This window comes from Sphingomonas sp. 22176 (assembly GCF_052045505.1).
Taxonomy (GTDB): domain Bacteria; phylum Pseudomonadota; class Alphaproteobacteria; order Sphingomonadales; family Sphingomonadaceae; genus Sphingomonas.
The window spans coordinates 1-14,419 of the sequence record NZ_JBQEPL010000017.1; the positions used below are offsets into that span (position 1 = coordinate 1).

The following is a 14,419-nucleotide window of genomic DNA, read 5'->3' on the forward strand; positions in this document are numbered from 1 at the left end:
CGGCTGCGCAGTCCTGCGCCAGCGCCGGTTGCGGCGCTGCTCGAGCGTGCGGGCTTTCTGGCCGCGCCGAGCGCCCAAGATCTCGACTTCTGGTTTCACGGAGAACGTGCCCAATGACCGCCTCGATCCTCACCGTCGATGATTCGCCCAGCTTGCGCATGGCGATCAAGATCGCGCTGACCGGCGCGGGCTATGCCGTCACGGAGGCCGGGGACGGCGTGGAGGGCCTGAGCAAGGCCAAGGGCGCGAAGTTCGACCTGATCATCACCGACCTGAACATGCCCAACATGGACGGGCTGACGATGATCCGCGAGCTGCGCAAGGATCCCGCCCAGTGCGGGACGCCGATCCTGTTCCTCACCACCGAGAGCGACGATGCGATGAAGCAGCAGGCCAAGGCCGCCGGTGCCACCGGCTGGCTGGTTAAGCCCTTCGTCCCCGAACAGCTGCTCAAGGTGTCGCGCAAGGTGCTCGGCCGGTGAGCGGCAGCGATCCGATCGCGGCCTTCCGGGTCGAGGCGGGCGACCTGCTCGACCAGGTCGAACAGGGCCTGCTCGACCTGATCCACCGGCTCGACGATCGCGACCTGATCGACGCGGTGTTCCGGGGCTTGCACACGCTCAAGGGCTCGGGCGCGATGTTCGGCTTCGACGCGCTGGCCAGCTTCACCCATCACTGCGAGACCGCCTTCGACCGCGTGCGCAAGGGCCTGGCCCCCGCCACGCAGGGGCTGGTCGCGGTGATCCTGTCCGCCAAGGACCATATGCGCGCGCTGGTCGACGGCGACGGCACCGGGCTCGAAGCCACGGGCGCCGCGATCCTCGCCGAACTGCAGCGCGAGGTCGATGCCGCCGCCGGCGCGCCGCCCGCGGCACCTGCCGCACCCGTCCGCAAGGGCTGGCGCCTGACCTTCTATCTGCCGCCGGAATCGATGGCGAACGGCACCAACCCGCTGATGCTGCTCGACGAGCTGCGCGAGCTGGGCGAATGCACCATCGCCGCGCGCACCGACCGGCTGCCGCCGTTCGCCGAGCTCAACCCGGTCGAATGCCATATCGGGTGGGACGTCACGCTGTTCGGCGACGTGTCGCGCGACGATATCGACGACGTGTTCCTGTTCGTGATGGACGACATGGACCTGACGATTGAGGAACTGGGCGGCGAGGCCGAAGCCCCTGCCGAGATCGTCGAGGCGCCGGTCGCAACCGCAACCGCCGTCGCCACGCCCGAAGCCACCGGTCCGGCCAAAGCCGCGACCAAAACCGGCGAGAGCGTCCGCGTCCCCGCCGAGCGGCTCGACGAGCTGATGGACCGGGTGGGCGAGCTGGTCATCGTCCATAGCCGCTTGTCGCAGCTCGCCAACGGCCAGGGCGGCGACATGGTGCTGCGCTCGATCTCCGAGGAAATCGAGCGGCTGGTCAGCGAGCTGCGCGACACGATGATGGTGCTGCGCATGGTGCCGGTCGCCACGCTGTTCGGCCGCTTCCGCCGCCTGATCCACGATCTCGCCCGCGAAACCGGCAAGGCGATCGAGCTCTCCACCGAAGGCGAGGCGACCGAAGTCGACAAGACCGTGATCGAGCGATTGGCCGATCCGATGGTCCACCTGATCCGCAATGCCTGCGACCATGGCCTCGAGCCCGAGGACGAGCGCGTGGCCGCAGGCAAGCCCGCCACCGGCCATGTCCGCTTGTCCGCCCACCAGGCCGGCGGCGAAGTGCTGATCACCATCCAGGACGACGGCCGCGGCATCAACCGCGAGCGCGTCCGCGCCAAGGCGGAATCGCAGGGGCTGATCCAGCCTGGGCAGGTGTTCAGCGACAGCGAGCTGCTCCACCTGATCTTCCACCCCGGCTTCTCGACCGCGGCGGCGGTGACCAACCTGTCCGGCCGCGGCGTCGGCATGGACGTGGTCAAGCGCACGATCGAGAGCCTGCGCGGCGCGATCGACATCACCTCCAATCCCGGTGAGGGATCGAAGGTGGTGCTGCGCATCCCGCTGACCCTCGCGATCATCGACGGGCTGCTCGTCCGCGTCGGCGAGGGCCGCTACGTCATCCCGCTGGCGGCGGTGGAAGAGTGCCTCGAGCTGAGTCTGGAGGAGGATCTGCGCTCGCGCGGCCGCAGCTTCATCACGCTGCGCGACCGGCTGGTGCCGTTCCTGCGCCTGCGCGAGATGTTCGAGACCGGCACGCGGCCCGATCCGCACCAGAAGATCGTCGTCATCGCCACCGGCGCCGAGCGCGTCGGGCTGGTCGTCGACCAGATCATCGGCAGCCACCAGACCGTGATCAAGTCGATGTCGCCCTTGCACCAGGACGTCGCCGCCTTTGCCGGCGCGACGATCCTGGGTGACGGCGGCGTCGCGCTGATCCTCGACGTCGTCCAGCTCGTGCTGGCCGGCCAGCAGCAGGAGGAGCGGCTGCGTGCCGCCGGTTGAGCCCATGCAGGAAGCCCATATCCAAACCGTCCCCTGGGACGAGACCGGCCATCTCGAGGTCCTCACCTTCGATCTCGGCGACGAGACCTTCGCGCTGGAGGCCGTGCTGGTCCGCGAGATCCTCGACCTGCTGCCCGAAACCCGGGTGCCGGGCGCGGCACCCTTGGTCCACAGCGTGGTCAATTTCCGCGGCAAGATCATCCCGATCGCCGATCTGCGCCAGGCCTTCTCGATGGCGCCGGCAGAAAGCGCGACGCTCGACAGCCGCATCGTCGTGATCGAGATCGCGCTCGGCGACGAGCCGCTCCAGATCGGCATCCGCACCGACAAGGTCCACGAGGTGGCGACGCTTGCCGAGACGGCGAGCGAGGAGCCCCCCGCGGTCGGCATGCGCTGGCGCCGCCAGTTCGTCCGCACCCTGGTGCGCCGCGACGACGGTGTCGTCGTCCTGCCAGACCTCCACGCCATCTTCGCGGCCCATCTCGGCGACACTGCCATTGCGGCCGCGGCATGAGCGGCCTTTCCCTTTCGTCCGCACGGCCGACGTCGCCGATGCTCTCCCGCTTCGAGGAACGATGACCATGCGTGCAACCATCAAGCTGAAACTCGGCATCACCTTCGGCGTGCTGATCGCGCTGCTGATCGTGGTGGTGGGCGTGTCGAGCACGCGGCTGGGTGCGCTCAACCAGGCCATCACGGAGGTCATTCACGGCCCCGCCCAGCGCCTGGAGCTGGCCCAACAGATCGAATCCAAGCTCAGCTACGTCATCCGCCAGGAAAAGAACCTGGCGCTGACGAGCGACGACTCCCAGATGCGCAATTTCGATGCCGAGCTGATGAAGGGCCGTGGCGAGCTGCAACAGCTGATCGCCAAGGGCGTGGCGGGATCCTCGGACCAGGAGCGCGCACTCTGGTCGCAGCTCCAGGCCAAGCATAGCGAGTTCGTGCCGGTCAACGATCAGGTCCGTACGCTCGGCCTTGCCAACAAGAACGCCGAAGCCGCGGCACTGTCGATGGGCAAGTCGCGCGATCTGGCGCTGGCGATGAGCGAGACGGTCGCGCAGCTCGTCACGATGTCCAAGCAGGAGATGAACAAGGCCGAGCGCGACACCGACGTCGTGTACGCGAACGCCAATACCACGCTGTATGCCGTGTCGGGGATTGCGCTGCTGATCGCGCTGGGCGCCGCCTGGTGGATCTCGCGCACCGTCTCAAATGGCCTGCGTCGGGTAGGTTCTGCTGTCACCGCAGTGGCCGAGGGCGACCTCAACCAGCGCCTGCAGGTGACGAGCAACGACGAGATCAAGGATCTGGTCGAGACGGTGAACGCCATGGTCGATCGCCTGCGCGGCGTGATCGCCGATGCGACCGTCGCCTCGACCAACGTCTCCAGCGGTAGCCAGGAACTCTCGTCGAGCGCCGAGCAGGTCTCGCAGGGCGCGACCGAGCAGGCCGCCGCCGCCGAGCAGGCATCGGCATCGATGGAAGAGATGGCCGCCAACATCAAGCAGAACGCCGACAATGCCGCGCAGACCGAGAAGATCGCGCGCCAATCGGCCAAGGATGCCGAAGTGAGCGGTGTCGCCGTCGACCGCGCGGTGGGCGCGATGCGCACGATCGCCGAGAAGATCGGCATCGTCCAGGAAATCGCCCGCCAGACCGATCTGCTCGCGCTCAACGCCGCCGTCGAGGCAGCGCGCGCCGGCGAACATGGCCGTGGGTTCGCGGTGGTCGCCTCGGAAGTGCGCAAGCTCGCCGAGCGCAGCCAGGGTGCCGCCGCTGAAATCAGCTCGGTCTCGTCCGAGACGGTGAAGGCTGCCGCCGAAGCGGGCGAGATGCTCGGCCGCCTCGTCCCCGATATCCGCCGTACCGCCGAGCTGGTCAGCGAGATCAGCGCCGCCTGCCGCGAGCAGGATATCGGCGCCTCGCAGATCAACGAGGCGATCCAGCAGCTCGACCAGGTGACCCAGCAGAATGCCGGCGCCTCCGAGCAGATCAGTGCCACGTCGGAAGAACTCGCCGCCCAGGCCGAGGAACTCCAGGCCAGCATTGCGTACTTCCGCGTCGACTCGGTGCGGGCCGCTGCGCCGCGTGCCGCAGCCCCCGCCCGCCGCCCGGCACCCAAGCCGGTCGCGCGGCCCAAGCCCAACAGCCCCAAGCCGAACAGCATTGCCGATCAGCAGGCCCGCGTGAGCGGCTTCGCGCTCGATCTGAGCAATGGCGGCCCCGATGCCGACGACGCCGCCTTCGGCGCCCACGCAGCCTGACCTCGACCTCTACCTAATCTAAGGACTCAAACCCATGCGTGCCACGATCAAGTTGAAACTTGGCATCACCTTCGGCGTGCTCATCCTGTTGCTGCTCGCGGTGGTCGGCGTCGCCAACTCGCGCCTCGCCACGCTCAACCAGGCGATCAGCGACGTGATTGCGGGCCCGGCCCAGCGCCAGGAGATCGCGCAGAGCGTCAGCGGCGGGATCAGCTACATCCTGCGCCAGGAAAAGAACATGGCGCTGACCGAGGACGATGGGCTCACCCGCAAGTTCGATGCCGAGCTGATGAAGTCGCGCGAGCAGGTCCAGGCGCAGATCGCCAAGGGACTGGCCGGCGCAAGTGCGCAGGGCAAGCCGCTGTGGCTGCAGCTGAGCAGCAAGTTCAACGAGTTCGTGCCGGTCAACGACCAGGTCCGCTCGCTGGCACTCGCCAACAAGAACGCCGAGGCTGGCGCAATCTCGATCAGCAAGTCGCGCGAGATCGCGACCGCGATGAGCGACGTGGCCGATCAGCTGGTGGCGATCTCCAAGCAGCAGATGACCCAGGCCGATCAGGATACCAACGCGCTCTACGCCAGCGCCGCCACCACCTTGTGGATCGTCGCCGGCATCGCGCTGCTGATCGCCGTGGGCGGTGCCTTCTGGATCTCGCGGATCGTCTCGCAGGGCCTGCGCCGCGTCTCGGCCGCGGTCAGCGCCGTGTCGATCGGCGACCTCAGCCAGGAGGTGCAGGTCACCAGCAACGACGAGATCAAGGATCTGGTCGACACCGTCAACACGATGGTCGCCAACCTGCGGGTGAGCGCGACGCTGGCCGACAAGATCGCCGATGGCGATCTGACCGTGCAGCACAAGCCGGCCTCGGACAAGGACGTGCTGGGCAACGCGCTGGTGCGGATGGTCGATCGCCTGCGCGGCGTCGTGTCGGACTCGACGGTTGCCGCGACCAACGTGTCGTCGGGCAGCCAGGAACTGTCGTCCAGCTCCGAGCAGGTCTCGCAGGGCGCGACCGAGCAGGCGGCTGCGGCCGAACAGGCTTCGGCAGCGATGGAAGAGATGGCCTCGAACATCAAGCAGAACGCCGATAACGCCGCGCAGACCGAGAAGATCGCACGCCAGTCCGCCAAGGACGCGGAAGTCAGCGGCGTCGCGGTCGATCGCGCGGTGGGCGCAATGCGGACGATCGCCGAGAAGATCGGCATCGTGCAGGAAATCGCCCGCCAGACCGATCTGCTCGCGCTCAACGCCGCGGTGGAAGCAGCGCGCGCCGGCGAGCATGGCCGCGGCTTCGCGGTGGTCGCTTCGGAAGTGCGCAAGCTGGCCGAGCGCAGCCAGAGCGCTGCCGCCGAGATCAGCTCGGTCTCGTCCGAGACGGTGAAGGCAGCGGCAGAGGCCGGCGACATGCTCGGCCGCCTGGTGCCCGACATCCGCCGTACCGCCGAGCTGGTCAGCGAGATCAGCGCCGCCTGCCGCGAGCAGGACATCGGCGCCGCCCAGATCAACGAGGCGATCCAGCAGCTCGACCAGGTGACCCAGCAGAATGCCGGCGCCTCCGAGCAGATCAGCGCCACGTCCGAGGAACTCGCCGCACAGGCCGAGGAGCTCCAGGCCAGCATCGCCTATTTCCGCGTCGAGCAGCAGCCGCGCGGCCGCACGGCCGCCCCGGCGCGCCGTCCGGCGCCCAAGGCCGCCGCCAAGCCGGCGACGCGGCACAAGCCCAACAGCGTTGCCGACCAGCAGGCGCGGGTGAACGGCTTCGCCCTCGATCTCGCCAATGGCGGCCCCGATGCGCAGGACAGCGCCTTCGACGTGGAGGCCGCATGAGCGATGCCACCGAACTCCAGCTCGTCACCTTCGGGCTGGATGCGGAGATCTTCGCGGTACCAGTGACCCTGGTCCGCGAGATTCTCGACTATCGCGAGACCTTCCGCATCCCCAACGGCCCGGCCTATCTGCTCGGCCTGACCGACATGCGCGGCCAGGGCGTGCCGACGATCGACTTCCGTCAGCGGCTGGGCCTCTCGGCCTTCGAACCGACCCAGGCCACCCGCATCCTGGTGGTCGACGTGCCGGTCGCCGATCGGGTGCTGATGCTGGGCCTGGTGGTAGACCGCGTGCTGGAGGTGTGCAGCGTCACCACCGACCAGCTGGACGCCGCGCCGGACATCGGCGTGCGCTGGTCGTCCGACTATATTGGCGGCGTCATTAAACGGTCCGAAGGATTCGTCGTGCTAGTCGATATGGCGAAGATCTTCTCGTCGGAAGAAGCGCGGGCGCTCGTCGTCCGCGCCGCCGCCTGAGCCTCACGGAGCAGCCCTTGTCCACAGCAGTAGCGCTGGATCCGTCGCCCCCGTCGGGGCTCGACACGATGAGCAAGCGCCATTTCGCGCAGATCGCCGCCTATATCTACGAAGTCTCGGGCATCAAGATGCCGGAGACCAAGAAGACCATGCTCGAAGGCCGGCTGCGCCGCCGCCTGCGTGCAGTAGGCATCGATACGCTCGACGGCTATTGCGACTATCTGTTCACCGGCGATCACCTCGCGGCCGAAGGGCTGCACCTGATCAACGCGGTGACCACCAACAAGACCGACTTCTTCCGCGAGCCGGCGCATTTCGACTATCTGGTCGCGCATGCGCTGCCGGCGCTGGAGGCGCGCGGGGTGCGCACGCTGCGCGCCTGGAGCGCCGCCTGCTCGACCGGGCCGGAGCCCTATACCATGGCGATGGTGCTGGACGACTATGCCGAGCGCACGGGCGGCCCGGATTACGGCATCCTCGCCACCGATCTCGATACCGAGGTGCTGGCGGCGGCGCGTAACGGCATCTATGCCGCCGAGCTGGTCGATCCGGTGCCCGCGGCGCTGCGCCGCAAATATGTGATGACCTCGAACGATCCGCGCCGGCGCGAGGTGCGGATGGTCCCGCGGCTGCGCAGCGCGATCGGCTTCGGCCGGCTGAACCTGATGGACGATCGCTACCCCGTGGGCGACGCGATGCACCTGATCTTCTGCCGCAACGTGCTGATCTATTTCGACAAGCCGACGCAGAAGAAGGTCGTCTCGCAGCTCTATGACTGCCTGGCGCCCGGCGGATTCCTGTTCCTCGGCCATTCGGAATCGATCACCGGGCTCGGGCTGCCGCTCGAGCAGGTCGCCAACACCGTATTCCGGCGGGGCAGCTGATGCCCAAGATCCGCGTCCTGATCGTCGACGATTCGGCGAGCGTCCGCCAGACCATGGCGTCGATCCTCAGCGAGGATCCGGCGATCGAGGTGATCGGCACCGCCGCCGATCCGTTCAGCGCCGCAAAGCGCATCCAGGAACAGGTGCCGGACGTCATCACGCTCGACGTGGAGATGCCGCGGATGGACGGCATCACCTTCCTCAAGAAGCTGATGCAGCAATGCCCGTTGCCGGTGGTGATGTGCTCGTCGCTCACCGAGAACGGCTCCGAGACGCTGCTCCAGGCGATGGAGGCGGGCGCGGTGGACGTGATCCTCAAGCCCAAGGTGGGCGTGGCAGACCATCTCGCCGAGCATCACCTTCAGATCCGCGACGTGGTCAAGGCCGCGGCGCGTGCCAGGGTGCGCGGTCGGCCGGGCAAGCCGATGCCGCGGGCCGAGGCGCCCGCCCAGAAGCTGACCGCCGATGCCGTGCTGCCGCCGCCCAGCGGCAAGCCGATGAGCCGCACCACCGAGATGGTCGTCTGCATGGGCGCGTCGACCGGCGGCACCGAGGCGCTGCGCGAGGTGCTGGAGGCATTGCCGGCGAACAGCCCCGGCATCGTCATCGTCCAGCACATGCCCGAGCATTTCACCCGCGCCTTTGCGCAGCGGCTGAACGGCCTGTGCGAGGTCGACGTCAAGGAAGCCGCGGACGGCGATCCGGTGCTGCGGGGCCATGTCCTGATCGCCCCTGGCGGCAAGCACACGATGCTCGAACGCCAGGGCGCACGCTATTATGTCTCGGTCCGCGACGGGCCGCTGGTCTCGCGCCATCGCCCTTCGGTCGACGTGCTGTTCCGCTCGGCGGCGCGCGCGGCGGGATCGAACGCGGTCGGCATCATCATGACCGGCATGGGCGACGACGGCGCCCGCGGTCTGCTGGAGATGCGCCAGGCCGGTGCGCGCACCTTCGCGCAGGACGAGGCGACGTCGATCGTCTTCGGCATGCCCAAGGAGGCGATCGCCCGCGAGGCCGCCGACAAGATCATTCCGCTCGGGCACATCGCCCGCGAACTGCTCACGGCCACCGCACGATGACCGCTTGCCAAGGAGACGGCCATGTACGCCGCACCCATTCCTGAACCGAACCCCGAATCCGAACTGTCGCTCGCCGAGATCGAGGCGACGATCAGCCAGGTGGCGGGCAAGCTCGACGCCCGGTTCGTCTCGGCAGGCGAGGCGCTGGCCCAGGCCTATGGCATCGTCGAGCGGCTGGTCAGCGCGCTGGAAGGCGTAACCAACGCGCTCGGCCGCGACGCGGCGGAAGCGGCGGTGGACAATATGCGCGCGACGGCCGATCGGCTGGAGCGGCTGCCCGCGGTGCAGGCGGCGCGCCAGGCGGGGCTGGAAAGCATCGCCGCGGGCGCGCGTCCGCTCGCGCACCATATCAACCAGGTCAAGCGCACGCTCGATTTCCTGCGCATCTGCGGGCTCAACATCAAGGTGGCGGCCGCCGGCCGCAACGGCTTTGCCGACTTCGCCGATACGATGAACGTCCGGCTGGACGTAGGCGAGATCGAGATCGCGGGCATCGGTGCCGAGATCGAACGGCTGACCGGCAGCATCCCGGCGCTGATCGAGGTCGATCGCCAGCTCGCTGCCGAATGCGTCAAGGTGATTCCGCAGGTGCCGCGCAAGCTCGCCGAGGATGCCGAGGCGCTGCAGCGCCACCAGGCCGCGGATGCGGCGCGCGCCAAGCGCATCGCCACGGTGGGCCGCGAGATTCATACCAAGGTGGCGACCGCGATCGGCGCAATGCAGATCGGCGACATCACCCGACAGCGGCTGGAGCATGTCGCCAGCGGCATCCAGGCGCTGATCGCGTGGCGCGATTCCGCCGATCCGGCGACTGCGATCGACGTGGTCGGCCATATGGTTGCGCTGTTCGCCGCCCAGGCCTCCGACACGATCGAGGCCTTCCACACGGAATCGCAGCGACTGGCGGAAAGCCTGCGCGGGATCGCGCCGAGCGCGGCGCAGCTGCTGGAGATCAAGGCCGAGGGCGATCGCCAGCAGACCGGCGACCACAGCGTCTTCCTCGGCGCGCTGGAGAAGAGCGTCGCCGACGTCGCCCAGGTCACCGCGCGGCTGCGCGATGCGGACGCCAAGGCGCAGGCGCTGGGCGGCTCGACTTCGGACAGCGCCGAGCGGCTCGCCGAGCGGCTGCGCGTGGTGCACCGGGTGAACGAGGACGTGCACCTGATGGCGTGGAACACCGATCTGCGCTGCCACCGCCTTGGCGACGAGGGCAAGGCACTGGCGATGGTCGCGTCCGAAATTCGCGGTTTCGCTACGGCGCTGGCGACGATCTCCGCGGAGATCCGCCACTCGGTCGAGCGGCTGGTCGGCGCGGTCACCGCGCTGCGCGATCCCGAGACCGAACATGGTAGCGATGCGGCCGAGGCGCTCAGCGAATCGCTCGCCTGCATCCGCGACGGCGCGCAGCGCATGCGCGCCGGCATGGCGGGGCTGAGCGACGATGCGGCGGCAGTGACGCGGATCCTGGAGACCACGACCAGCAACGTCGATTGCGAAGCCGCGTTCGGCGACGCGCTGCGCGGTGTGGTGCTGCGCCTGAAGCTGTTCGGCACGCCGTGCCCCGCGCCCGAGGGCGAGGTGGCGGCGGGGCTGGCCGTGCTGCTCGACGGCATGGCGCGCAGCTACACCATGGCGCGCGAGCGTGAGGTCCATAGCCGCTTCGCGCTGCCGGGCACCGTATCGTCCACGCAGGCGGACATGGACGACGATGACGACGATGACGGGCTGTTCTAGAGCGTTTTCACTTTGGGCGAAGACGCTCTAGTTCTTCGATTACCGCATTTTCCGGGTCGTTGACCGTAAACGGTCAACTTGAAAATGCTCTAGGCCGACGCTTTCGGCGGCGCGCCGCTGAGGATGAAGATCGCGGCCGCTCCGGGCCGGCTGCGGCCGGGCCGGCTGCGGCCGCGGATCTGCGATCCGGGCAGGGCACCGGCCCTGCTGCCGCGCCTAGACCCTAAAAGCTGACTTTCCGGCTGCCGCGCGACGCTGCGCTCCGCCCGCGCCTCGCGGTGGCGCCCCGTCGTCGCGCGACTTCTGCTCGGGTGCCGGGCAGGGCCCTTCGGCCGGCGCCCCGACCTCCCCCCCCCCAACGACATTCGCACCGCACTACCAGGGCAACGACCCTGCGCCTGTCGTGCCGGCAGGGCGAGAAGTAGCGGTCGGCGGCGTTCTTGCTGTCGCCTTGCTGCGAGCGAAGGACAGAGCATGGTTTCTCTGTCGTGCATCAATCCAATTCGCGATGATTCACTAAATTTTCCATGGATCGGCAAAGTAGTGGTGATGACGACCTACAAATATTGGTACATCACCTGCACGTAGTGACATACGTGTTAATACTTATAGTGTAAATACTTTGTAGGCCTGCCATGTCGACCATAGTCGTAGCTCCGGTGTCGCTCACCATGCGCAATATCGCCGAGTTTTACCGAGCGTTGATCGCGCGATGCGAAACCGATTCGTCCCTCTGTATCGACCTTGCTTCGGTTGAGGAGGCCGATCTCAGCCTTCTCCAGCTGTTGACGGCCCTTCGAGACGCGGGCGGGGAAGTTCGGCTGCGCAGTCCTGCGCCAGCGCCGGTTGCGGCGCTGCTCGAGCGTGCGGGCTTTCTGGCCGCGCCGAGCGCCCAAGATCTCGACTTCTGGTTTCACGGAGAACGTGCCCAATGACCGCCTCGATCCTCACCGTCGATGATTCGCCCAGCTTGCGCATGGCGATCAAGATCGCGCTGACCGGCGCGGGCTATGCCGTCACGGAGGCCGGGGACGGCGTGGAGGGCCTGAGCAAGGCCAAGGGCGCGAAGTTCGACCTGATCATCACCGACCTGAACATGCCCAACATGGACGGGCTGACGATGATCCGCGAGCTGCGCAAGGATCCCGCCCAGTGCGGGACGCCGATCCTGTTCCTCACCACCGAGAGCGACGATGCGATGAAGCAGCAGGCCAAGGCCGCCGGTGCCACCGGCTGGCTGGTTAAGCCCTTCGTCCCCGAACAGCTGCTCAAGGTGTCGCGCAAGGTGCTCGGCCGGTGAGCGGCAGCGATCCGATCGCGGCCTTCCGGGTCGAGGCGGGCGACCTGCTCGACCAGGTCGAACAGGGCCTGCTCGACCTGATCCACCGGCTCGACGATCGCGACCTGATCGACGCGGTGTTCCGGGGCTTGCACACGCTCAAGGGCTCGGGCGCGATGTTCGGCTTCGACGCGCTGGCCAGCTTCACCCATCACTGCGAGACCGCCTTCGACCGCGTGCGCAAGGGCCTGGCCCCCGCCACGCAGGGGCTGGTCGCGGTGATCCTGTCCGCCAAGGACCATATGCGCGCGCTGGTCGACGGCGACGGCACCGGGCTCGAAGCCACGGGCGCCGCGATCCTCGCCGAACTGCAGCGCGAGGTCGATGCCGCCGCCGGCGCGCCGCCCGCGGCACCTGCCGCACCCGTCCGCAAGGGCTGGCGCCTGACCTTCTATCTGCCGCCGGAATCGATGGCGAACGGCACCAACCCGCTGATGCTGCTCGACGAGCTGCGCGAGCTGGGCGAATGCACCATCGCCGCGCGCACCGACCGGCTGCCGCCGTTCGCCGAGCTCAACCCGGTCGAATGCCATATCGGGTGGGACGTCACGCTGTTCGGCGACGTGTCGCGCGACGATATCGACGACGTGTTCCTGTTCGTGATGGACGACATGGACCTGACGATTGAGGAACTGGGCGGCGAGGCCGAAGCCCCTGCCGAGATCGTCGAGGCGCCGGTCGCAACCGCAACCGCCGTCGCCACGCCCGAAGCCACCGGTCCGGCCAAAGCCGCGACCAAAACCGGCGAGAGCGTCCGCGTCCCCGCCGAGCGGCTCGACGAGCTGATGGACCGGGTGGGCGAGCTGGTCATCGTCCATAGCCGCTTGTCGCAGCTCGCCAACGGCCAGGGCGGCGACATGGTGCTGCGCTCGATCTCCGAGGAAATCGAGCGGCTGGTCAGCGAGCTGCGCGACACGATGATGGTGCTGCGCATGGTGCCGGTCGCCACGCTGTTCGGCCGCTTCCGCCGCCTGATCCACGATCTCGCCCGCGAAACCGGCAAGGCGATCGAGCTCTCCACCGAAGGCGAGGCGACCGAAGTCGACAAGACCGTGATCGAGCGATTGGCCGATCCGATGGTCCACCTGATCCGCAATGCCTGCGACCATGGCCTCGAGCCCGAGGACGAGCGCGTGGCCGCAGGCAAGCCCGCCACCGGCCATGTCCGCTTGTCCGCCCACCAGGCCGGCGGCGAAGTGCTGATCACCATCCAGGACGACGGCCGCGGCATCAACCGCGAGCGCGTCCGCGCCAAGGCGGAATCGCAGGGGCTGATCCAGCCTGGGCAGGTGTTCAGCGACAGCGAGCTGCTCCACCTGATCTTCCACCCCGGCTTCTCGACCGCGGCGGCGGTGACCAACCTGTCCGGCCGCGGCGTCGGCATGGACGTGGTCAAGCGCACGATCGAGAGCCTGCGCGGCGCGATCGACATCACCTCCAATCCCGGTGAGGGATCGAAGGTGGTGCTGCGCATCCCGCTGACCCTCGCGATCATCGACGGGCTGCTCGTCCGCGTCGGCGAGGGCCGCTACGTCATCCCGCTGGCGGCGGTGGAAGAGTGCCTCGAGCTGAGTCTGGAGGAGGATCTGCGCTCGCGCGGCCGCAGCTTCATCACGCTGCGCGACCGGCTGGTGCCGTTCCTGCGCCTGCGCGAGATGTTCGAGACCGGCACGCGGCCCGATCCGCACCAGAAGATCGTCGTCATCGCCACCGGCGCCGAGCGCGTCGGGCTGGTCGTCGACCAGATCATCGGCAGCCACCAGACCGTGATCAAGTCGATGTCGCCCTTGCACCAGGACGTCGCCGCCTTTGCCGGCGCGACGATCCTGGGTGACGGCGGCGTCGCGCTGATCCTCGACGTCGTCCAGCTCGTGCTGGCCGGCCAGCAGCAGGAGGAGCGGCTGCGTGCCGCCGGTTGAGCCCATGCAGGAAGCCCATATCCAAACCGTCCCCTGGGACGAGACCGGCCATCTCGAGGTCCTCACCTTCGATCTCGGCGACGAGACCTTCGCGCTGGAGGCCGTGCTGGTCCGCGAGATCCTCGACCTGCTGCCCGAAACCCGGGTGCCGGGCGCGGCACCCTTGGTCCACAGCGTGGTCAATTTCCGCGGCAAGATCATCCCGATCGCCGATCTGCGCCAGGCCTTCTCGATGGCGCCGGCAGAAAGCGCGACGCTCGACAGCCGCATCGTCGTGATCGAGATCGCGCTCGGCGACGAGCCGCTCCAGATCGGCATCCGCACCGACAAGGTCCACGAGGTGGCGACGCTTGCCGAGACGGCGAGCGAGGAGCCCCCCGCGGTCGGCATGCGCTGGCGCCGCCAGTTCGTCCGCACCCTGGTGCGCCGCGACGACGGTGTCGTCGTCCTGCC

13 protein-coding genes are annotated in these 14,419 nt (G+C 68.2%); all 13 read left to right on the forward strand.

Annotation, left to right across the window (positions count from 1 at the left end):
• Positions 1–113: 113 nt before the first annotated feature.
• A complete protein-coding gene (locus ACTJKY_RS21605) occupies positions 114–482 on the forward strand; it encodes a response regulator (RefSeq protein ID WP_440845190.1) in 369 nt (122 codons plus the stop codon).
• Positions 479–2,440, forward strand: a complete 1,962-nt coding sequence (locus ACTJKY_RS21610; protein ID WP_440845191.1) for a chemotaxis protein CheA — start codon at positions 479–481, stop codon at positions 2,438–2,440. The genes ACTJKY_RS21605 and ACTJKY_RS21610 overlap by 4 nt, the downstream gene beginning before the upstream one ends.
• A gap of 4 nt (positions 2,441–2,444) precedes the next feature.
• A complete protein-coding gene (locus ACTJKY_RS21615; RefSeq protein ID WP_440848130.1) occupies positions 2,445–2,954 on the forward strand; it encodes a chemotaxis protein CheW in 510 nt (169 codons plus the stop codon).
• Between the two features lie 67 nt (positions 2,955–3,021).
• On the forward strand, positions 3,022–4,707 hold the full coding sequence (locus tag ACTJKY_RS21620; RefSeq protein ID WP_440848124.1) for a methyl-accepting chemotaxis protein: 1,686 nt from the start codon (positions 3,022–3,024) through the stop codon (positions 4,705–4,707).
• Between the two features lie 34 nt (positions 4,708–4,741).
• Positions 4,742–6,535, forward strand: coding sequence for a methyl-accepting chemotaxis protein (locus ACTJKY_RS21625; protein WP_440848125.1), 1,794 nt, complete (start codon positions 4,742–4,744; stop codon positions 6,533–6,535).
• The gene (locus ACTJKY_RS21630) at positions 6,532–7,011 is read left to right on the forward strand and encodes a chemotaxis protein CheW (RefSeq protein WP_440848126.1); all 480 of its coding nucleotides are present in this window, start codon (positions 6,532–6,534) and stop codon (positions 7,009–7,011) included. Before ACTJKY_RS21625 ends, ACTJKY_RS21630 begins: the two co-directional genes overlap by 4 nt.
• 68 nt (positions 7,012–7,079) lie before the next feature.
• Entirely contained in the window at positions 7,080–7,895 is an 816-nt protein-coding gene (locus tag ACTJKY_RS21635) for a CheR family methyltransferase (RefSeq protein WP_440848131.1), read from the forward strand.
• Positions 7,895–8,974, forward strand: coding sequence for a protein-glutamate methylesterase/protein-glutamine glutaminase (locus ACTJKY_RS21640; RefSeq protein ID WP_440848127.1), 1,080 nt, complete (start codon positions 7,895–7,897; stop codon positions 8,972–8,974). The genes ACTJKY_RS21635 and ACTJKY_RS21640 overlap by 1 nt, the downstream gene beginning before the upstream one ends.
• A 21-nt stretch (positions 8,975–8,995) precedes the next feature.
• Positions 8,996–10,708, forward strand: a complete 1,713-nt coding sequence (locus ACTJKY_RS21645) for a hypothetical protein (RefSeq protein ID WP_440848128.1) — start codon at positions 8,996–8,998, stop codon at positions 10,706–10,708.
• A gap of 659 nt (positions 10,709–11,367) precedes the next feature.
• Complete coding sequence (locus ACTJKY_RS21650) at positions 11,368–11,643, forward strand: STAS domain-containing protein (protein WP_440848129.1); 276 nt, start codon at positions 11,368–11,370, stop codon at positions 11,641–11,643.
• Positions 11,640–12,008 carry a response regulator gene (locus tag ACTJKY_RS21655; RefSeq protein ID WP_440845190.1) on the forward strand — a complete coding sequence of 123 codons (369 nt, stop codon included), beginning with the start codon at positions 11,640–11,642 and terminating at the stop codon, positions 12,006–12,008. Before ACTJKY_RS21650 ends, ACTJKY_RS21655 begins: the two co-directional genes overlap by 4 nt.
• Positions 12,005–13,966 carry a chemotaxis protein CheA gene (locus ACTJKY_RS21660; RefSeq protein WP_440845191.1) on the forward strand — a complete coding sequence of 654 codons (1,962 nt, stop codon included), beginning with the start codon at positions 12,005–12,007 and terminating at the stop codon, positions 13,964–13,966. Before ACTJKY_RS21655 ends, ACTJKY_RS21660 begins: the two co-directional genes overlap by 4 nt.
• Positions 13,967–13,970: 4 nt before the next feature.
• A partial coding sequence (locus tag ACTJKY_RS21665) for a chemotaxis protein CheW (RefSeq protein WP_440845253.1) occupies positions 13,971–14,419 on the forward strand: 449 nt, incomplete at its 3' end.